Source organism: Gluconacetobacter dulcium, from assembly GCF_014174165.1.
GTDB lineage: Bacteria > Pseudomonadota > Alphaproteobacteria > Acetobacterales > Acetobacteraceae > Gluconacetobacter > Gluconacetobacter dulcium.
The window spans coordinates 1-20,271 of sequence record NZ_JABEQN010000019.1 but is presented as its reverse complement, the minus strand read 5'-3'; the positions used below and the strand labels follow the sequence as shown (position 1 = coordinate 20,271).

Sequence of the window (20,271 nt, the reverse complement as noted above, 5' to 3'; positions counted from 1 at the left end):
AGGCACCCCGCCCGACACCAGCGTCAGACGCGCGCCCGGCGCAGCAGGATGCGCACCGATCCCTGATTGGCGGCATGGGGATGCACCACCGCCAGGATCAGCGGCCGCAGGTCCGGGCGCCCCAGCCAGAAGGGCAGTTCGCGGCGCAGAACCCCGCCATCGCGGCCCGACCCCAGGCCGGTAATGACTTCCACACAACGCAGATTGTCGGACCGGGCCTGGATCAGAAACCCATGCAGGCGCTGGAAGGCCGCATGGGCGTTCTGGCCGTGCAGGTCGAGCGTCCGCGACGGACGCAGCTTGCCGCTGACCAGCGTCCGCCAGCTCGTATCGTCCAGACCCGGCCCGCGATGGCCGATGGCGATTTCCGCCCGCGACCGCACCAGCGTAAAACCCGGCCGCGCCAGGCGGGGCACCTCGGATGGCGGCGCGGCGGGCACGGACGGGGCAACACGCTCCCGTCGCTCCGCCCCCGGACCGGCGGCGGGCGCGGCCGGCGGCGCGGCGTCCAGAGGCGCCGGCCGGGCAGCCCTGCGGGCCAGCGGCTGGATATCGCGCACGAAGGCCGACCACAGCGCCTGTTCGTCTTTCCCGAGGACCCGTCGACGGCGCACCCCTGTTCTCCCCGCCCGCCGGCGGGCGACCCCATGCCGCCCATCGCCCCGATCCGCCTGATCTTAAAGCAGTTCGCGCCCGGATCGAAGCCCGGACGCGCGCTGCATCGAGTGAGGCGCGTCAGGGCGCCTGCGTGCCGGCCAGGGGCTGCCCCTGATAGGTGCCGGTCAAAGTGCGCAGAAAGGCCACGATATCAGCGATATCATGATCGGACAGCGTGTGATCGGGCGTCTGGTAGCGCGCCATCAGCCGCACCGCCTCTTCCAGGGTCTTGACGCTGCCATCGTGGAAATAGGGCGCGGTCAGCGCGATATTGCGCAGGTTCGGCACCTTGAAGCGTTCCATGTCGTCAGGCGACTGGGTCACGGTAAAGCGCCCCTTGTCGGCATCGGTCACGGCCCCGCCGCGCGCGGCGAAGTAATCGCCCTCCAGCCCCATCACCTCGAAAGCCTGCCCGCCCAGCGAAACGCCGGTATGGCACCCCGAGCAGCCAATGCTCTTGAACAGCGCATACCCGTTCTTTTCCTGGGCATTCAGCGCCTGCTCGTCACCCTTCAGATAGCGGTCGAAACGGCTGTCGGGCGTGATCAGCGTCTTTTCATATTCCGCGATGGCATCGGTGATCCGCCCCTTGTCGATATCGTCGGACCCGAACGCATCATGGAAGGCCGAGACATAGGTCGGGTCTTGCTTCACCTTGTCCGCCACGATCGCCCAGTCGTGCGAGCCCATTTCCAGCGGGTTCATCACCGGCCCGGCCGCCTGCTCGGCCAGCGTCGCGGCGCGTCCGTTCCAGAACTGGCTCTTGTTGAAGACCGAATCATAAACGGTCGGCACGTTGATCGGCCCATGCTGGCCACCAATCCCCAGCGCCGTGACGCGCCCGTCCACACCCCCATGATCCAGCGCGTGGCAACTGGCGCAATTCAGCGTGCCGTCACCCGACAATTGCTTGTCGAAGAACAGCCGCTGGCCCAGGGCCACCTTGGCCGCATCCACGGGCACGCTCTCGGGCACGGGCTGGACCGGCTCCCCGGCAAAGCGCGCGGCAACACCCGGCGTCGCATAATGCGCACGGCGCTCGGCGGCGACCCAGTTCAGCAGCGCATCACGCTGCGCCTGCGACAGATGGGCATGCCAGTGCATCAGCAGATACAGCGTCGGCGGCATCCGGTTCTGGCGAATCACTTCCTCGATCCGCGCCAGTTGCTCCTCGGACGGAACAGCCCCGGTCTGGAACGCTTCGATCACCGGCTCGATGCGGAAATGGCGCAAGCCCCGGTCGACATCGCGCTGCATCAACTGGTTGGCGACCGGCACATGGAAGTAGAAAGGCAGTTCGACATTGCGCGCATGGCAATAATCGCATCGTGCCTCACGAATCGCCGCGAACGCGGCCGAAGTCACCGGGTCCGCCAGCGTCGGCGAATGGGTATCCAGCGTCGGTGCCGTTTCATGGTCGAAATGGGTCAGATACCCCACAACGCCGCCATAGGCGACAATCCCCAGAACCGCGACCGAAACTATTGCTTTACGCACCGACACGTCCACTCCTCCATTTTCGTCTCAAGGGAGGGTGTGCCGGATATAGAAAACATCTGTCAAAGTCATATTTTTAATAAAAACGATTGATCCGGTCGATCAGGCGGAGATTTCATCCTGCTCCATGGCCAGTTTCAGCCGCTCCCGCGCCACTTTTACATAGGCAGCGTCCAATTCGATCCCGACACCGCGCGCGCTTTCCATCTGGGCGGCCACCAGCGTGGTCCCTGTTCCCATGAACGGGTCCAGCACCACCGCATCCGGCCGGCCATGCAGACGAATGCACTGACGCGGCAACTGCACCGGGAAGGTCCCCGGATGATTGAATTTCTGCGCCTTGTCGCGCACCGTCTCATAGGGGATGAACCAGGTATCCCCCCGGCAGCGCCTGTCCTGTTCATGCCCGCGCCGCGCGATGTTCGATTTGTCCTTGTACGGCACCCCGATATCCAGCCGGCGCAGTTCCACGGTGCCGGAGCGCGTCAGATGGAACAGATGCTCGTGATTGCGGTGCAGATAGCGCGCGCTGTTGACCGGCTTGAAATGACCATACGTATCGTCGTGGACCGAGATCGACTTGATCCAACTGATATGGTTCTGCAAATGGAAGATCTCGCGCAGCCGCACCGCCAGTTCGAACGGCAGCCAGGGCTGCGCCGACGATCCCGCGATATTCAGGAAAAACGACCCGTCAGGCCGCATCACCCGATGCAGTTCGCGCGCCACCGCCATCATCCAGTCCAGATACTGGTCTTCCGACATGCGGTCGCGATAGGTCCGATACCCCAGGCCGATATTATAGGGCGGCGAGGTCACGACGACATCGACCGAATCCGCCTCCATCCGGCGCAGTTCGCGCAGGCAGTCGTTCCGCACCAGAAGATGCGGCCCCATCGCCTGGCGCACGGCACGGGGGGCACGGGTGCCGCCTCCCGGCCCGCTTCGCGGCGCCATCAGGGTCGGGTAACGACGGGGCGCGGCGTCAGGGCGATCATCCGGCCGTGCTGGCGCATCGCGCCGGCGGTCTGCTCGGCCTCGTCGCCCCAGCCCAGGAACAGGTCGGCCCGTCCCGCACCCTTGATGTCGGTCCCGATATCCTGCGCATAGACCAGCCGACGCCAGGTCTGGTTCGCCGGCGCAGGCAACGTCGTCTCGACCCAGACGGGCGTACCCAGCGGAATCACACGCCGATCCACGGCCGCCGAGCGCCCCGGTTCCAGCGGCACGCCCATCGCACCCGGCGCGCCCTGGGTTGCCGGCACATCGTCCAGGGCATTGAAGAACACGTAGTTCGGATTCTCCTCCATCACCGCCCGGGCCTGGGCGGGATGAGCCGTCAGCCAGGCGCGGATCGACTGCATGCTCACCACATCCTCGCTCATCTCGCCCTTCTGTACCAGCACGCGCCCCAGCGGCACATAAGGCTGTCCGTTCTTGCCGCCGAAGCCCAGCCGCACGATCTGCCCGCTGGGCAGGCGCACACGGCCCGACCCCTGGATCTGAAGGAAGAACAGGTCCGCCGGATCGGCCACCCAGAGCAATTCCAGGTTCCGCCCGGCCAGCGCCCCCGCATCGATCTGCGCCCGCGACCAGTAAGGTACGAACCGCCCCCCCTGCCAGCGGCCGGACACCATACGCCCGTCGGTCGCCCGCGCCCGCGCCAGATCCTCCGGCACCCGATAGACCGGCGTCTGGTAAATGCCCCCCCGCGACAGCGCGCCCCGAATCTCGGGCTCGTAATAGCCGGTAAAGAGCGCCGAGGACGACACCAGCACCGGTGCGAACCATGTTTCATAAAAGTGCTGCGCCGCCACACCGTCTCCGGCAGGCACCGCCGTCGCCGCCTGACAGGCCGGCAGCCAGTCGCCGACATGCGCGCCCGGCCCGCTGTCAGGCCCCAGCGTGGCCTCGGCCGGCAGGCGACCCAGATAGCGGCATTCCGCCAGGAAAGCCGGCAACGCACGCGCCGCCTCGTCCGGCCCCCAGCCCGACAGGGCGGTGAATGCGACCGGCTGGCGCTCGCCTTCCTGCCCCGTTTCGGCGCAGGCGGACAGCAGAAGGATCGCGGCGGCGCAAACGCCCCGCATGACGGCAGGCAGACGGAAATAGCTCAAGGAAACAGCCAGACTTGCTCTATCTATACAAAAGACGGGCGGACAACCGCCACCGGACAGGACCGCTCAGCCGCGCGATCAGGCGCTACGGCTGGCCGCCAGACGCCACGCCGCGCCACCGATCGACGCCCCCAGCAGACGCTCGAACGTCCACAGGTCCGAAAACTCGGTCACGGCATCGGTACCCGCCACGGGGTGCCCATCCTTGTCCAGCGTCAGACTGATCTGGTCCGAGACGATGCGCACGTCGATCCGCGCGCGCGGCGCGCCGGCGAACTGGTCGATGGCGGCATCGACGATCGCGAGGCTGGTCATGGCGCGCACCTCGCTCTTCTGGGTCTCCCCCGCCTGCTCGCGCGACTGGATCGCGGCATCGAAGGCGTTGAAAGCCTCGGCGGTCAGCCGTTCGCGCAGCATGGCCCGGTCGCCGGCGGCAAAGGCTTGGACCACCTGGCGAAACGAGACCTCGACCCCGCGCAGAAACTGCGCCGGCACGAAATCGCGCTCCTGTGCGGCAATGGCCGCCAGCACTTGCCCCACCCTGGTCTCGGGTGCCGGCACGTCATAGTCGGTCAACGGGGCCGGCGGCTCGGCGCGGCCTTCGATCACCGGGCCGGGCCGTGGCACCGGGGCGGCGGGCGATGCGGGCTCGACCCCCACCCGCGTGCCCAGGATGCTGCGCAGACGCAGCGCGAGGAACGCCGCGATCAGCCCGAACAGCACCAGGTCGAACGGAAAATGACTCAACGAAAAATCCATCACCACGCCTAACCGAAAGGCGCGCCGGACCAGCCGGCAGCGCAATCTCTCTCCATTGCCCTAACACATAGGCAACGCATCCTGCCGACACAATGCGGCAGGACGATGCAGGGCACGATGAATTTCCATCCCGCCGCTCCCCGAGGTTGGCGAACGTCGCGGGGCATGCTACCGGCGATACCCGTTATCCGCCTTCATTGCCCGCAAGGAAATCCTCGTTCATGTCAGATTCGACCCAGCTCCCCGCCGACGGAAGCCAGAATGCCCCGCCGGCGCTGCCGTTGGCCATCAACGTCCAGTATATCAAGGATCTGTCGTTCGAAGTCCCCTCGGGCGCCGAGATTTTCGCCACGCTGCGCTCGAATCCCCAGATTTCGGTGAACATCGACGTGCAGGCCAACCGCCTGCCGCCCGAGCAGCCGGTGTTCGAGGTCGTGGTGTCGATCAAGACCGAAGCCGTGGAAGCCCCGGAAAAGGAAGGCGCCGCCCCCGGCCGCACGGTGTTCGTCGCCGAACTGGCCTACGCCGCGGTGGTGACCCTGGGCAACGCGCCCGACGACCTGGTCGAGCCGATCCTGCTGGTGGAAGTGCCGCGCCTGATCTTCCCGTATGTGCGCAACATCATCAGCGACATCACGCGCGACGGCGGCTTCCCGCCGGTCGTCCTCCAGCCGATCGATTTCGTCGCCCTGTGGCAGGCCAAGCGCGCCAACTTCCCCCAGACGGCCGGCAACGCCTGATCCACTCCAAGTCCCTGTTATCGAATGGAAAGGCCCGCCCCGTGCGGGCCTTTTTCTGTTGGGGAGCACGGCGCCCCACCCCGAGCAATCCAAGAACATATATTTTTTTTATCTAAAGAGATATCAAACAGTATAATAAAAAAGTATCTAGTATTTATATAAAAAATCTCAATTTTTTGAAAATAATTTCTCATACAACATATTTATTTGACGAATAACACAAAGAAACACAGATATATATTTGCCAAAATTTCTCCATATTTTACGATATTCCTCCTTCAAATCCGCGTATATTTCTTATACCATGCACACACACGCTTGATGACAGGAGAACAGAAAGTATCATTTGCGCACCCCATGCGCGAATATGGAATCAATACCGGTTTTACTCTATTCTGAACTATTCAGAATATTTTTATAATAAAAACCGTCCCACGCGATATATTATCGCACACCGAGATTTCGCCATGGAAATGGTGATTTCCGCGTCCTGGACGCGCATCCCTACATGATGATTTCGGAATCGATCCTTTGCGCACGCCGCATCGCGATTCCGAACGCAGCTTGCATCGATGCTTCGTAATGAGGCGAAGCCCCTCACCGTTATGTTGGCTGCCTGTTAAAGAGGAGACCCTCCCCTTGACGCAGACAGATACTCTGCTGCCCAGCCCTTCCCTCGTCGAACGAATGGGCATCCCGCGCTCCCTGCTCTGGGGCTTCATCGGGCTGCTTCTGTTCATGGTCGGCGATGGGGTCGAGGCCGGCTACCTGGCCCCCTATCTCGAAAATCACGGCGTCACGTCGCGTGACGTGGCCTTCCTGTTCACCGTCTACGGCGTCGCCGTGTCCATCTCGTCCTGGCTGTCGGGTCCGCTGTCGGATCTGTGGGGGCCGAAGCGCGTCATGTGGATCGGCCTGGCCATCTGGGCCGCTTTCGAAGTCGTCTTCCTGATGGCCGGCATCATGACCGGCAATTACACGGTCATGCTCGCCGCCTACACGCTGCGCGGCCTGGGCTATCCGCTGTTCGCCTATGGCTTCCTGGTCTGGATCGCCGCCGCCACCCCGCCGCGCCAACTGGGCTCGGCCGCCGGCTGGTTCTGGTTCGCCTTCTCCGGCGGCCTGCCCACGCTGGGCTCGCTGTTCGCCAGCGTCACGATCCCGCTGGTCGGCGAAATCACGACCTTCTGGCTGTCACTGGTGCTGGTGGTCGCAGGCGGCTGCGTCGCCCTGCTGATGACGCGCGAACCGCGTGGCGCCAGCCGCCTGGCCCCCGCCAATGTCTCGGTGGGCGGCATCTTCTTCGGTTCGATCTCCATCCTGTGGCGCGAACCCCGCACGTTCATGGCGCTGATCGTCCGCACCATCAACACCTCGTCGGAATATGCGTTCCTGGTGATCATGCCCGCCTTCTTCACCAAGGTGGTCGGCTTCTCCCTGTCACAGTGGCTGGTGCTGCTCTCGATCGTGTTCATGAGCAACATCCTGTTCAACCTGATGTCGGGCATGCTGGCCGACAGGCTGGGCCATCGCACGGTGGTGTCTGTCGCCGGCTGCCTCGGCGCGGCGGTCTCGGTCCCGGCCTTCTATTATGTGCCGCTGGCCTTCCACGGCAATTTCCTCATCGCGGCTCTGGTCGGCATCTTCTACGGCGCGACCATCGCGGCGTTCGTCCCGCTCTCGGGCCTGGTCCCGCAGATCTGCCCGAAAGAGAAGGCCGCCGCCCTGTCGGCCCTGGGCCTTGGCGCCGGGGCCAGCACCTGGGTCGGGCCGGCCATCGTCACCTGGTTCCAGGGCTGGCACGGCATCGAGGGGATCATCTGGATCTTCTCCGGCCTCTATGTCTTCGCCGGCCTGCTGACGCTGTCCCTCTCGATCCCGGACCACGCGCGCGCCTACATGCGCCAGGCCCGCGCTCGGGGCGAGGATCTAAGCGCAGGCGTCGCCGCCTTCCATTGACGCCGAGGCCAGGCCGCCCGACAGGCGGCCTGGCCCACCTGGAGCATTGTTTTTGCGCGCATCTTTATCCGACCGGACGAGTCCATCCGGTCGGATGATGCGCTAGCGGGCGGCCACCCCCAGCAGGGCAAGCATCGCCGCCTGATCGGGCGTCGCCGCCCGGACGATCTCCCCCCAGGGCGCCGAGGCAAGCACTTCGGCCGCCCTGTCGGAAATCGCGATGGCCCGCGCCTCGCGCAACTTCTCCCGCACATCGCGCGGCAGATGCCGCAGGAACTGGCGCGCCGTCTCGGCCGAGAAGAACAACGCCGCCGCCACCCCACCGCCGCCGATCAGCGCCCGCAGCCCCTCCGGGGACGGCATCCCGGAGCGAATGCGATAGACGCACCGCCGCGCGACCCTGAAACCGCCACGCCGCAAGGCGTCCGCCAGATCCAGCCCATATCCCGGCGCCGTCGCCAGCAGCAGCACGCCACCGGCAGGCGGCCACTCCGCCCGCACCAGATCGGCCAGCGCATCGGCCGTCCCATCCGCCGCCGTCACCCGCACGAATCCAGCCGCCCGCGCACGCCGCGCCGTCGCCGCACCCACCGCCAGAATCGGCATGTCCGCCGGCACCTGCCCCGCCAGCGCGGTCACCGCCTGCCCACTCGTCACGAGAATCGCCTGCACGCCGCGCACCGGCAACGGCCCATGCACAATCGGCTCGGCCCGCAGCGCCGGCAGGGCCACCGCGTGCCAGCCCAGCGCCGTCACGGCCGCCATGGTCTCACTCAACCCCGGCTCCGGCCGGGTCACCAGCACCGCCGGTCGCGCCCCGCCCGAGGGCGAAGCGCCCACCCGATCAGGGCGCAAAAATATCCGCGGGGCTGTCGGCCCGCAGGCTGTGGCCCAGTTCGCGCCCCATCCGCTCGGCATCGGCCGGCGCACCGGTCACGACGCGCCGCAGCAGGAACGACCCATCCTCCCGCGCCACCAGCCCGGTCAGGCGCAACATCGGCCCGCCGCCCTGCGCATCATCGATCAGCCGGGCATACCCGCCGATCGGCGTACGGCACGATCCATCCAGTTCCGCCAGCAACGCGCGCTCGGCGGTGGACACGGCCCGCGCCTCGTAATCCTCGATCGCCGACAGCAGTTCGCGCAATTCGATATCGCTCTCGCGCACCGTCACGCCCACGATCCCCTGGCCCGCCGCCGGCACCATGATCTCGGGGTCGAGAATGATATCCGCCCGATCCCCCATGCCCAGCCGCCGCAGCCCCGCCAGCGCCAGCAGGGTGGCCTCGCACTGCCCCGCCGCCAGCTTGTCCAGCCGCGTCTGCACATTGCCGCGCAGCAGGCCGAAGCGCAGGTCGGGCCGGTCATGCAGCATCTGCGCCTGCCGCCGCACCGACGCGCAGCCGACCAGCGCGCCCCGCGGCAGACTGTCGAAAGGCGCCGCCGGATCGACCTGATCCGGCTGCACGGCCCCCGGCCGCAGGATCAGCACATCGCGCGCATCCTCGCGCCGCAGGGTGCAGGCCAGCACCAGGCCGGGCGGCAGCGTGGTTTCCAGGTCCTTCAGGCTATGGACCGCGAAATCGATCCGCCCGTCCGACAGCGCATCATGGATTTCCTTGGCGAACAGCCCCTTGCCGCCAATCTCCGCCAGCCGGCGGTTCTGGACCTGATCGCCGGTAGTGTTGATCTGATGCTCCTGAAACGCCCCCATGTCGCGCAGCACGGGGCAGAAGCGCGTCAGCATCGTCAGAAAGGCCCGCGTCTGCACCAGCGCCAGCGGCGACGCCCGCGTGCCGACACGCAGCGGCAATTGCCGACGATGCGGCAGGGCGGGGCGCAATACACCCTGCTTCTGGCGCGCGGCGGCCTCGGCCGCGATCTTTTGCAATGCCGATGCCTGGGCGGTCGGCCGGTCGGAGACGGAGGGCGGAACGAAAACCATTTGCTGTCTCTATTCCCGCGACGCCCCAAAGAAAAGATGACATAACGCCCGACGGAACTGTCTTTTATGCAATGATCATGTCTTCACCTTCCCTCGGCGCCCCGGCGCCGGCCGAATCTGCGGTCCAAGCGCCTATTCTGGCGATCGAATCGTCGTGCGACGACACCGCCTGCGCCATCCTGGCCCCCGACGGCACCATCCTGGCCGAAATCGTGCTGTCGCAGTCCGGTCACATCCCCTTCGGCGGCGTGGTGCCGGAAATCGCGGCCCGCGCGCATCTGGCGGCCCTGCCCGGCCTGGTGCGCCAGACGCTCGACGCGGCGGCCCTGCCGGCCGAGGCCCTGGGCGCCGTCGCCGCCAGCACCGGCCCCGGCCTGATCGGCGGGCTGATCGTGGGCGCGGGCGTCGGCAAGGGGCTCGCGGTGGCGCTGGGCCGCCCCTTCATCGCGGTCAACCATATCGAGGCCCACGCCCTTACCGCGCGCCTGCCCGGCCTGGTGCCCGGCGGCGCCCGCTTTCCCTACCTGCTGCTGCTGGTCTCCGGCGGCCATTGCCAGTGCATCGCCGTCGAGGGCGTGGGCCGCTACCGCAAACTCGGCGGCACGATCGACGACGCGGCCGGCGAGGCTTTCGACAAGGTCGCCAAGATGCTCGGCCTCGGCTGGCCCGGCGGCCCGGCGGTCGAAGCCCTGGCGCGCGAGGGCGATCCCACGCCCTGGCCGCTGCCCCGCCCCCTCCACGGCCGGCCGGGCTGCGATTTCTCGTTCTCCGGCCTGAAGACCGCCGTGGCGCAGAAACTGGCGCCCTACGCGATGGACGCCCTGCCCCGCCCGGTCGCCGCCGGCATCGCCGCCAGCTTCCAGAACGCGGTGGCCGATATCGTGGGCGACCGCGTGGCCCACGCACTGGACATGATGCCGGACGCCACGCTGCTGGTCGCAGCCGGCGGCGTCGCGGCCAACGGCGCCCTGCGCGCCCGCCTCGACACGCTGGCCCAGACACGCGGCCTGCCCTTCGCCGCGCCGCCGCTGCGCCTGTGCACCGACAACGCCGTCATGGTCGGCTGGGCCGCCATCGAGACCCTGCGCGCCCGCCACGCCCTCGGCCTGCCGCCATTGGACGAGCTGGACCTCCTCCCCCGCCCCCGCTGGCCACTGGATCAGATGGCGGCACGCCTGGACGCCACCGCCGCATGAATTACCGCCACGCCTTCCACGCCGGCAATTTCGCCGACTGCATGAAGCACGCATTGCTGGTGCTGCTGCTCCAGGCATTGGCCCGCAAACCGGCGGCCTTTTCGGTGCTGGACACCCACGCCGGCATCGGACGCTACGATCTGGGCGGCACGCAGGCCACCCGCACCCTGGAATGGCAAGGCGGGATCGGCCGCCTGCTGCACGCCCCGCCGGCCGACCTGCCCCCCGCCTATCTCGATCTGGTCCGCCGGGCCGGCGCGCCGGACATCTATCCGGGCTCCCCCCTGATCGCGGCGATGATGCTGCGCCCGCAGGACCGGCTGGTCTGCTGCGAACTGCACCCCGAAGACAGCCAAGCCCTGCGCGCCCTGTTCGCCGGCAACAGCCAGGTCTCGGTCCACGCCCGCGACGGCTACGCCGCCCTGCCCGCCCTTCTCCCCCCGCGCGAGGCCAGGCGCGGCCTGATCCTGATCGACCCGCCCTTCGAGCAGCCCGACGAATTCACCCGCCTGGCCGAAGGGCTGAAGGCGGCGCACCGGCGCTTCGCCACCGGCATCCTGGCCGGCTGGTATCCGATCAAGCACCGCGCCCCCGTGCGCGCCTTCCTCGATTCGCTGCGCGATTCGGGAATGCGCGACATCGTGGCGCTGGAACTCACCCTGCGCCCGCCGCTCGACCCCACGCGCCTCAACGGCTGCGGACTGGTAGTGATCAACCCCCCCTTCGGCTTCGTCGAAGCCGCCCTTCCCGCCCTGCGCGCGCTGACCCATCTCTCTCCCGACGGCACGGGAGAAGCCACCGTCACGCGCATCGTGGAGGAATAGGCGCATGGCCGCACACATCGCCGTCATCGGCGCCGGCGCCTGGGGCATCGCCCTGGCCACCCAGGCCGCGCGCGCTGGGGCACGGGTCCATCTGTGGGCGCGGAACCCCGAAACCCTGACCGACGCCCGCACCCTGCCCCGCCTGCCACAGATCACGCTGCCCGAGACGATCACCGTCACCCGCGCGATGCCCACCCGGGCCGACGCCGTGCTGCTGGCCGTCCCGATGCAGCATCTCCGCGCCGTACTGGCGCAGATGCCCGCCGCCGGCCCGATGATCGCCTGTTGCAAGGGCGTGGAGCGCGACACGCTGGCCCTGCCATTGCAGATCATCGCCGACCGTCACCCAGACCTACCGCGCGCCGTCCTTTCCGGCCCCAATTTCGCACATGAAGTGGCCCAGGGCCTGCCCACCGCCGCCGTGCTGGCCTGCGCCGACCTGTCGCTGGCCCGCACCCTGGCCGATCACCTGACCACCGCGACCTTCCGCCTCTATGCCAGCGACGACGCCATCGGCGTGCAGGTCGGCGGCGCCGCCAAGAACGTCATCGCCATCGCCGCCGGCGCCACCATCGGCGCGGGCCTGGGCGAAAACGCCCGCGCTTCGCTGATGACGCGCGGCCTCGCCGAACTGGGCCGTCTGGCACTGGGGCTGGGCGGCCGCGCCGCCACCCTGTCGGGCCTGGCCGGCGTCGGCGACCTGATCCTGACGTGCACCGGCCCGTCATCACGCAATTTCAGCCTCGGCCTGGCCCTCGGACGCGGCGAATCACTGGCCGAAATCCTGGGCAGCCGCACCACCGTCGCCGAAGGCGTCGCCACCGCCCCGGCCATCCTCACCCTGGCCCGGGCCCACGGCATCACGGTCCCGGTCATCGAAACCGTCTCGCTGCTCCTGGCCGGCGACATCGACCTGCCCGAAGCCCGCGACCGCCTGCTCAGCCGCCCCGTCGGTTTCGAATAATCCCGCCTTCAATCACAATTTATCGCGGAAACCGCCCATTCAACCGCCAGCAGGCTCCTGCTGGGCCGCCAGCAGCACCGGCAACACCATAAAGACGCTGACCATACCCAATACGGCACAGAAAGGCCCATAACCGCCCAGAAAGCCGGGAATGGAAAAGAACCCGAGGCTGACGGCCAGAACCGTCATGCTGAAAATCTTCTGCCGATCCACGGGAAAAAGCCGCGCCTGCGCCACCGGCAACGCGCGGCAGGCAAAGCGCCAGACAAGCCAGACCGCGAACGCGCTGACAAACGGAAACAGACCCCAGACCGAAATCCCCAACCCCCTGGCCAGCAGCGCCATATCACCATGACTGGTCAGAACCCGAAGCGGGGCATAGCTCCAGACATTGAAGGTCGAAAACGCATCGACCCACACCAGCCCCCACAAGACGATCGGCGCCGCCACACGCCCAATCAGACGATGACAGATCAGGGCCGTGCCGCCATTGGCCAGCAGAGGCCCCGCCGCAGCGATCAGCGCGGCCTGCCAGCCCCTCCCGCTCGCGAAGATCGGCGCATAATCGACATTTTCGTCGATCTGCTGCTGAAGGAGAATATTGTCGATGGCGGCCGTCCCGTAATGCAAGGCCAACGGATCGCCTTTCCACCCCAATCCCCACGCCACAAAGGAATGCGCATATTCATGCGCAAAGAAATCGAACGCATGCGCAAGCAGGACGGACCCCAGTACAGCCACCCCGAAACCCAGCATGTGCCCACGATTGCACAGACCCGTTCCCCGCATCAGCGCCCCGTCTCCAACCGGGAGACATGCAGAACCGCCTCGCTCGTTTCCCATATCGTCACACATCCCGGCGCGTGCAGATCCTCTTTGTATCCTCTTTCAGCGCGCGGCGATCTGGCGATTTCATAACGAACCCTGTCCGATGGATCATCGCCAGCCTCCACCAGCCAGGCCGGCTTGCCATCGTACGAGGCCACGATATCCCCGACCACCTCTGCGGTGATTTGTTTCTTTCCTCCATCGTACTGCCATGTCGGCAACGTGTAGCGGCCACCTTCGGCCAGCGGCAACGCCGCGAGCATCACCCCCAAAAGATGCCCATCCCAGGTCGGCCCGTTCAGCGCGACGGAAATCCTCTTGCTACCGGAGGAACTTTCCCTTGTCCCCCATATCCGCCGGGCATCGTAGCGCAGCCGGATACTCTCCCAGTTCCTGTCGCTCCTGTCGCGTCCGCGCGTACCATCCATCATGATCGGCAGCAGACTGGCGCGATCCACCACATAATGCTCGCGCACCTCGCGGCCGACCAGTTTCAGATGCAATACGATATCCCAGACCCGCCGACCGTTCAGTTCCGTCTTCCGAAGAACCCGCCAGAGACGGCCGTTTTCCTGACCGTCCATCTTCAGCACAAAATACGTCGCACCTGCCTCCAGACGCTCCCCCTGCATCGGCGGCGGGGCCGCGGCCGTCAGCACAAGACAGGCGGCAGTCAGAAAAAGCCTTTTCATCCTGCCACGCTCCCACCCGTCTGGCCGCACCTGGAGCCATATCCGTTCACACCGGTTCACGGATACGGCTCTAGACTATTGATTTTTAACGCATCTTTATCCGTCCAGACGAGTCCATCCGGTCGGATGACGCTCTAATGCGAAAGCTCCGTCACCATCGCCGTCAGGATATCGAGTGCCGGCCCCACGCTCGCCACCGGCGTCCGCTCGTTCAGCCCATGCATGAACGAATCCGAATTGCGGATGAACAGCGGGCTCACGGCGTAACTCGGTACCCCATGGGACCGGAACCACATGCTGTCGCTGGCCCCAGAGCCCAACGAAGGAAAAACGGCCACGCGCGGATAGACACCATGCACGGCATGCTCGATGGCACCCACGACATCGGCCCGCATGGGCGAAGCCGGCGTCTCGACCGACCCTTCCGTCACATCCGTGATGGTCATGGCGGGATCGGCCGCCGCCTGCTTCAGTTCGCCCAGAATCTCCGCGCGCGAATGTCCGGGAAAGATCCGGCAATTCACATTGGCCGTCACCCGCTGCGGCAGCGCGTTGAGGGCGTGGCCGCCATTGATTTCGGTCACCACGCAGGTGGTGCCGATCCGCCCGACGAAAGACGGATCGGCCGACAGGGTTTCGATCGCGGCCTCGTCCGTCGGCTCGGCCGCGAAGGCCCGCATCGCCGCCGCGATCGGCGCGGCCTCCCATTGCGCCGCACCCAGAAAATACCCCCGGCTCAAATCATTGATTTCCGGCCGGAAGCGATAATGCTGAATGCGCAAGATATCTTCCGCCATCTCGGCAATCGCATTCAAAGGACGCGGTTCGGAAGAATGGCCACCCGGATTGGTCACGACCAGCCGATAATCGGCATAGGTCTTCTCCCCGCCCTCCCAGGCGAAATAATCGGGCGTGCCCGTTTTCTCGTCGATGACGCCGTTCGCCCCATCCACATTCAGCACCAGTTCGGCGCCGGCCAGCTTCTCCGCGATGATGGCCCCCGTCGCCATCGCGGTTTCCTCGTCGCCGGAAAACGCGATGATGATGTCGCGCCGGGGCCGGTATCCCGCGCACTTCAACCCGACCAGCGTCTCGATCGCAATCGCATCATCCAGCTTCATGTCCGTGGCGCCGCGCCCCAGCAGAAAGCCCTTCTCCATTTTCGGCGTAAAGGGATCATGCGTCCAATCCTCGGCCTTGGCCTCGACGACATCCATATGCCCCGAAATCACCAGCGGCTTCAGCGACGGATCACGCCCCGGCCACCGCGCGATCAGATAAGCGGTGTCCCTGTAAGGCGTGATCGCAATATCGGAAGCGGAAAACCCACCCGCGACCAGCGCATCCCGAAACAATTGCGCCACCTGCGGCGTCTGGTTCCCCGGCCCGACGACCGAGCGCAACGCAATCGCCTTTTCCGCCAGAGCCAGCGACGCCTCCACCGCCTGGCGGTCGCCTGCGGAGGCCGCCCACGCATGGCCCGCCATACTGAACACGAGGGCAGCACCGGCGAACAGACACTTACTGGTCTTCCGCCCGATGAACTCGTCGCCGTTTTCAGACCGGATTATGTTGCTTAAAGACAATGGAAACAGCCCCAAAGATTGATCAAAAGGCAATAATTGCATAGCAGGATCGTTCCGGATCGAAAACCGCATATCAGCAATAACGGTCAAACCCCGACGACACGGGCACAGGCACGGGACACCGCTCATGGACTGGCCCTCTACCGCCCCGATCTTACCGATTGCCTGGCTGGCTCTGAAGCACCGAGCGCAGTCGGTCTCATAAGAAGCGGATTATCATGCCAGGCCAATAACACCCTATAAAAACAACCTGCTTTTAAACGGGTGAAATATCAGACCCGGTTTGGGCCTTTGCCCAGCCACGAATTTGTGCCGCAAGCCAGAACATCACAGGGTCATGGCCGCGTTTACGAGACCATAGCATGGAATAATCGATACTGATCGCATCAAATGGCAGCGGGAATGTTGCAAGCCCATGACGGCGCGCAAGAAGACTGGCAATAGGTGAGGGCAATGTCGCGACGGCCCTTGTCCCCCGTACATAATCGGCAGTGGATAGAATAGACCGGGTTGACACAAGGCAGCGCCGCACACGATTGATCATTTTGAAATAATCGCTAATGAAAGACGGTCGATTATCTGAAAATGCAACAATCACATGCTCAATATCCAGATACCAAGGCAAGATGACTGATGGCGGTGTCATCATGGATGGATCATACATACAGGAAAAGCCTGTTTTCATCAGGATTTCACGCTGGATCTCTGGCGGGCTGTCGCCAGAAATCGTGAAGGCCATATCGAATTTTCCGCGCAGCAGATCGTCGTTCACCGATTGCCAGTCCGTGGGCTGGATTTCGAAGTGCGCCTCTGCGACCTGAGAGCTTATAACATCGACAATACCGGGCAGCAGGAGTTGTTCCACGTCCTCGGCCGCCCCGAAAGTCATGCGCAGACGTGTGCGGGACGGTTCGAAGGGCGGTGGCGCGAACACCTCCTGCAAATATCGCAATGGCTCATGACAATCGGCCCAGATCTGTTGCGCCCGCGGGGTTGGAACAAGCACTCCCGCGCCACGCACGAACAGCGGGTCCCCGAAACAGTCGCGCAACCTGGCCAGAGCCTGGCTGACAGCCGGCTGCGAGCGATTAAGGCGCCGCGCTGCTCGCCCTACATGCCGTTCGATCATGAGCATGTCGAACACATGCAGGAGGTTCAGATCGGTGCTCATTATAAGATATCCTTATTATGGAATCATAAAAATGGCGATTGGAAATAGGTTTTCGAATTATGTCACATTTTTCGCCATAGAGCAGGCTGTTTGAATAGGGGCTAATGATGACTTTCGTTCTCAAAGACAGGATTACCGGACCGGAAGCATGGAAAGGGGCTGCCTTGCAGGCTGGCAATCAATGGTTGCGGCCCCTCTCTCCCGCCATGCTTGAAGCGCTGGACACAGCCCTTGCATCGGCCAAGTCCGCGGGTCTGGGTATTCTGGACCTGACAACGGAAAATTTTTCCTTGAAGACGGTGCAGTCCGAAATTGAGGATTTTATTGCCGAACTCCAGAATGGAAGAGGCTTTCTGGTTCTACGTGGCCTGCCGGTAACACGTTATACGGAACAGGATATGGCGCTCCTGTATTACGGATTGGGCCTGCATATGGGTACACCGGTCAGCCAGAACGAAAAGGGCGAATTACTGGCGGAAGTCATCAATACAGGAGACCTGAACGACCCCAAAACCCGGGTTTACCAGACTAATGCCCATCTGCCCTATCATTCCGACCTGTCTGATGTGGTCGGCCTCCTGAGCCTGCGCAAGGCACACGAAGGCGGGGCCAGCAGTCTGATCAGCGTTGCCACGATCTATAACCGGATCATGGAAGACTATCCGGAGTTCCTGGCCCTGTTTTATCGCCCGCTTTATTTTGCTCATCTGGGCGAGGCGCAACCCAGCCTGTCCCCCATTTTTTCTTTTCATGACGGCAAGCTGAGCTGCCGTTACATGCGCCAGTATATTGAACTGGGGCATGACCTGCGTGGCCTCCCCCTCTCACGCGTCGAACGCCGAGCCTGTGATATTTTCGATGCAATTCTGGATGAGCCTGACCTGCGGCTCGAGATGATTTTGGAACCGGGGGACATGCAGTTTGCAAACAACTACGCTGTCCTTCATTCCCGGACGGGGTTTATCGATGATAAAAATGTGGAGCATCGTCGCAAACTATTACGCCTGTGGCTCAAACTGGCGGTTCCGCGCAATCTGGCGCCAGACTTTCCAGGGAGAAATGGAATTGCCAAGCGTGCAATAAATTAACTGACAGCTCAGCGGGAGGGTTCGAAAAACCCTGGTTCTGAACTGTTGGCTGTGATTCCATCCCTTTTGTGATGATTGGGGGAATGGCTCATGAAGCAGGCGGGTTTCTTTGATGTTGACGAGCGCCGTGCCCGGTCAAGCGGGCTGGGCGATCAGCTCGAAGCGTTTTCCCCGACTATCGCAGATGGGTTTGTTCGTCCGGACCGTGGGTATCACCCGGGCCACCATGAAGATCGGGCTGGCCAATATCGTCAACACCATGCGCCGCTTCCGCTTCCTCGAGAGGTTGAACGCGAGCGCGTAGCCATTCCCAATGGCACAGCGCCCGATCTGCGCAAAACACAGATCGAAAGTCACCCCGTAAACCGTCAATCAGAACGACAAAAACCTGAAATCATAAGCCGGACACATCAATCAACGGTTCTTCGATCCCTCCAGGTGGACGATCGAGATCATCAAGCGCAGCGATCGGGCAGAAGGCTTTGTCGTCCTGCCAAAACGCTGGATCGTGGAGCACAGCTTCGCATGGCTCGGACGCTGTTGCCGCCTCACGAGAGATGTCGAGGCAATAATTTCCTCGGCCCACGCACGGCTGATGATCGCTCATATCCGCAGAGTTCTGCCGAAAATCAATCAAACCGCTTTCTGATTCAAGCTCTGAACGTATTTTATATCTGGGGAGGAACAATAGCTGTTCCATGAACCAAAGTTGCCCAACCCGTTTTATAGACAAGGTAAGCAATAAAATCATCACTATCTGTTGGATTCACCTGTGGAATACCAGGATTCTTTTTCCATATATCACAAAATATTCTTTCAGCGACCACTCTTGGAGAATCTTCCGAGAAAATTGGCAATTCTTTTTTTTCATCATATTCGACTATCACGTTCTTTGATATTGCAAATTCAAAAAAATCAATAAGGTTCGTTATGCCCTCTTCCGTAATCAAATCCTCATTATCGTTTTTGTTTATGTTTTTCCATATGGAATACACGGACAAACCAGCAACACACTCCAATTCATCTGAAAATTCTTTTAACATATCTATAAATTATCCCTATAAAATGAAAACTATAATTTATTTATACTGTTTGATGATTTTTTGACAAATCAATCGTCCAGTCTCATGCGGATTTGATTATGTTTCTGAGAGTAAAATCCCTCAAGTCTGTTTTTATCTTATAAATAGAGAAGCGGCGGCAATGGCTTCGCCCGGTGGGCGTCACCATCACAGCCACCGTCGCCGGAAGGCTGGGCCATTGATTCTTTGTCCTGGACATCAACCTATCAAGAATTTTTCCGACCGACGAAAATGTCGTCCAACAACCATTCGCAACTGCCCAAAGCTGACCAGGCATGTCATTCCTGATCGTCTCGCAGGCTCGTGCAATGCTCGGTTCTTTATACTCGACACCCGCAAGTCAATCAGGAAGACAAAGCGTTGTTCCCTCATTGAGAACAGCCCAGCCATTAAATTTCACCGCCATGTAAGCAAAGAATCTATTATCGTTATCACCATCATATTCCGGCAATTGATCCAGCGGAAAATCTGCGAAAATCCGATCGAAAACAACATCTGGATCATCGCCGGAAAATATAGGTCTCTTTTTTTCCAAATCATATTCGATAATCCGATTATGAACAATCGCATACTCAAAAAATTCTTTCAATTTTAAAAATTTCTCCCGTGTTGTCATTGTTTTTTCATTGCGAAGACCCAATGCCCACCATATACCAAGTCCATTTTCAGTATTTATACTAAGCATAAAATCGTCGAAGTTAGTTTTGTAATTTATCACAGAAATGCTCCATTAAAATCAAACTTCATTTTTCTTACGCCATTACTCAAAATAGGATCAAACTGAATAGTCCAGTCCTTTCCCGATGCGGAAACATTTCGAAGCGATACGACCCCTCTAGAGCAGATCCTGTTTGAATGCGTGCATTCAAACAGGTGAAGATGCTCGTAAAAACAATAAACTAGAACATTTCCACCGAACCGGTTTTCGGTGGAAATGCTCTAGAGCATCATCCGACCAGATGGACCCATCTGGTTGGATAAAGATGCTCGAAAAATCAATAATCTAGAGCCATATCCGTGAACCAGTGTGAACGGATATGACTCTAGGAGTTGAAACTCTCCCGCCTCCCGTTTTTTTGAGACACCCGATAAGCACGTGAGACACGTGCGGAGGTGTTACGATGACGACCGAGCTGAAGAACGACGCGAAACGACCGGGGCATGGG

General features: G+C 62.6%; 19 protein-coding genes and 2 pseudogenes. 8 read left to right on the top strand and 13 right to left on the bottom strand.

Features of this window, described 5'->3' with window-relative positions:
* Positions 1-23: 23 nt before the first annotated feature.
* The 5 genes from HLH25_RS14520 to HLH25_RS14500 form a co-directional block, all read right to left on the bottom strand.
* Positions 24-614: a Smr/MutS family protein gene (locus HLH25_RS14520; RefSeq protein ID WP_182974750.1), complete on the bottom strand. Its 591-nt coding sequence runs from the start codon at positions 612-614 to the stop codon at positions 24-26.
* Between the two features lie 121 nt (positions 615-735).
* Positions 736-2,154: a cytochrome-c peroxidase gene (locus tag HLH25_RS14515; RefSeq protein ID WP_310889118.1), complete on the bottom strand. Its 1,419-nt coding sequence runs from the start codon at positions 2,152-2,154 to the stop codon at positions 736-738.
* Between the two features lie 102 nt (positions 2,155-2,256).
* Entirely contained in the window at positions 2,257-3,111 is an 855-nt protein-coding gene (locus HLH25_RS14510; RefSeq protein WP_182974748.1) for a DNA-methyltransferase, read from the bottom strand.
* Entirely contained in the window at positions 3,111-4,244 is a 1,134-nt protein-coding gene (mltA, locus tag HLH25_RS14505; protein WP_182974807.1) for a murein transglycosylase A, read from the bottom strand. The genes HLH25_RS14510 and mltA overlap by 1 nt, the downstream gene beginning before the upstream one ends.
* A 105-nt stretch (positions 4,245-4,349) precedes the next feature.
* A complete protein-coding gene (locus tag HLH25_RS14500) occupies positions 4,350-5,030 on the bottom strand; it encodes a Tim44/TimA family putative adaptor protein (RefSeq protein ID WP_182974747.1) in 681 nt (226 codons plus the stop codon).
* A gap of 221 nt (positions 5,031-5,251) precedes the next feature.
* On the opposite strand from HLH25_RS14500, the gene secB reads away from it, so the two are divergent.
* Both secB and HLH25_RS14490 read left to right on the top strand, forming a co-directional pair.
* Complete coding sequence (secB, locus tag HLH25_RS14495) at positions 5,252-5,770, top strand: protein-export chaperone SecB (protein ID WP_182974746.1); 519 nt, start codon at positions 5,252-5,254, stop codon at positions 5,768-5,770.
* A gap of 639 nt (positions 5,771-6,409) precedes the next feature.
* A complete protein-coding gene (locus tag HLH25_RS14490) occupies positions 6,410-7,729 on the top strand; it encodes an MFS transporter (RefSeq protein ID WP_220791830.1) in 1,320 nt (439 codons plus the stop codon).
* 102 nt (positions 7,730-7,831) lie between these two features.
* Here the strand turns inward: HLH25_RS14490 and HLH25_RS14485 are convergent, their stop codons facing one another.
* Both HLH25_RS14485 and hemC read right to left on the bottom strand, forming a co-directional pair.
* Positions 7,832-8,584, bottom strand: coding sequence for a uroporphyrinogen-III synthase (locus HLH25_RS14485; RefSeq protein ID WP_246402480.1), 753 nt, complete (start codon positions 8,582-8,584; stop codon positions 7,832-7,834).
* Complete coding sequence (gene hemC / locus HLH25_RS14480) at positions 8,574-9,674, bottom strand: hydroxymethylbilane synthase (RefSeq protein ID WP_182974744.1); 1,101 nt, start codon at positions 9,672-9,674, stop codon at positions 8,574-8,576. Before hemC ends, HLH25_RS14485 begins: the two co-directional genes overlap by 11 nt.
* A gap of 77 nt (positions 9,675-9,751) precedes the next feature.
* Between hemC and tsaD the strand changes: the two genes are divergently transcribed.
* Genes tsaD through HLH25_RS14465 form a run of 3 tightly spaced genes read left to right on the top strand, consistent with a single transcriptional unit; the run spans position 9,752 to position 12,658 of the window.
* Entirely contained in the window at positions 9,752-10,870 is a 1,119-nt protein-coding gene (gene tsaD, locus HLH25_RS14475; RefSeq protein WP_182974743.1) for a tRNA (adenosine(37)-N6)-threonylcarbamoyltransferase complex transferase subunit TsaD, read from the top strand.
* Positions 10,867-11,694, top strand: a complete 828-nt coding sequence (locus HLH25_RS14470; RefSeq protein WP_182974742.1) for a 23S rRNA (adenine(2030)-N(6))-methyltransferase RlmJ — start codon at positions 10,867-10,869, stop codon at positions 11,692-11,694. Before tsaD ends, HLH25_RS14470 begins: the two co-directional genes overlap by 4 nt.
* 4 nt (positions 11,695-11,698) lie before the next feature.
* Positions 11,699-12,658, top strand: a complete 960-nt coding sequence (locus tag HLH25_RS14465; RefSeq protein WP_182974741.1) for an NAD(P)H-dependent glycerol-3-phosphate dehydrogenase — start codon at positions 11,699-11,701, stop codon at positions 12,656-12,658.
* Positions 12,659-12,697: 39 nt separating this feature from the next.
* On the opposite strand, the gene HLH25_RS14460 is transcribed toward HLH25_RS14465, so the two are convergent.
* The 4 genes from HLH25_RS14460 to HLH25_RS14445 form a co-directional block, all read right to left on the bottom strand.
* A complete protein-coding gene (locus HLH25_RS14460; RefSeq protein WP_182974740.1) occupies positions 12,698-13,447 on the bottom strand; it encodes a hypothetical protein in 750 nt (249 codons plus the stop codon).
* Complete coding sequence (locus HLH25_RS14455; RefSeq protein WP_182974739.1) at positions 13,447-14,178, bottom strand: DUF3108 domain-containing protein; 732 nt, start codon at positions 14,176-14,178, stop codon at positions 13,447-13,449. Before HLH25_RS14455 ends, HLH25_RS14460 begins: the two co-directional genes overlap by 1 nt.
* A 134-nt stretch (positions 14,179-14,312) precedes the next feature.
* On the bottom strand, positions 14,313-15,695 hold the full coding sequence (locus HLH25_RS14450) for a M20/M25/M40 family metallo-hydrolase (RefSeq protein WP_375288984.1): 1,383 nt from the start codon (positions 15,693-15,695) through the stop codon (positions 14,313-14,315).
* A 325-nt stretch (positions 15,696-16,020) separates the two neighbouring features.
* Positions 16,021-16,935: a LysR family transcriptional regulator gene (locus tag HLH25_RS14445; RefSeq protein WP_182974737.1), complete on the bottom strand. Its 915-nt coding sequence runs from the start codon at positions 16,933-16,935 to the stop codon at positions 16,021-16,023.
* Positions 16,936-17,039: 104 nt separating this feature from the next.
* On the opposite strand from HLH25_RS14445, the gene HLH25_RS14440 reads away from it, so the two are divergent.
* From HLH25_RS14440 to HLH25_RS14430, 3 genes and pseudogenes are all read left to right on the top strand, one after another.
* Positions 17,040-18,023, top strand: coding sequence for a TauD/TfdA family dioxygenase (locus tag HLH25_RS14440; RefSeq protein ID WP_220791829.1), 984 nt, complete (start codon positions 17,040-17,042; stop codon positions 18,021-18,023).
* Positions 18,024-18,201: 178 nt separating this feature from the next.
* Positions 18,202-18,327 (top strand): annotated as a pseudogene (locus HLH25_RS14435) (IS5/IS1182 family transposase); the annotation flags it as partial.
* Positions 18,328-18,459: 132 nt separating this feature from the next.
* Positions 18,460-18,672: pseudogene (locus tag HLH25_RS14430) on the top strand (transposase); the annotation flags it as partial.
* A gap of 19 nt (positions 18,673-18,691) precedes the next feature.
* On the opposite strand, the gene HLH25_RS14425 reads toward HLH25_RS14430, so the two are convergent.
* Positions 18,692-19,066: a hypothetical protein gene (locus HLH25_RS14425; protein WP_182974736.1), complete on the bottom strand. Its 375-nt coding sequence runs from the start codon at positions 19,064-19,066 to the stop codon at positions 18,692-18,694.
* Positions 19,067-19,445: 379 nt separating this feature from the next.
* Positions 19,446-19,823, bottom strand: coding sequence for a hypothetical protein (locus HLH25_RS14420; RefSeq protein ID WP_182974735.1), 378 nt, complete (start codon positions 19,821-19,823; stop codon positions 19,446-19,448).
* Positions 19,824-20,271: the final 448 nt, after the last annotated feature.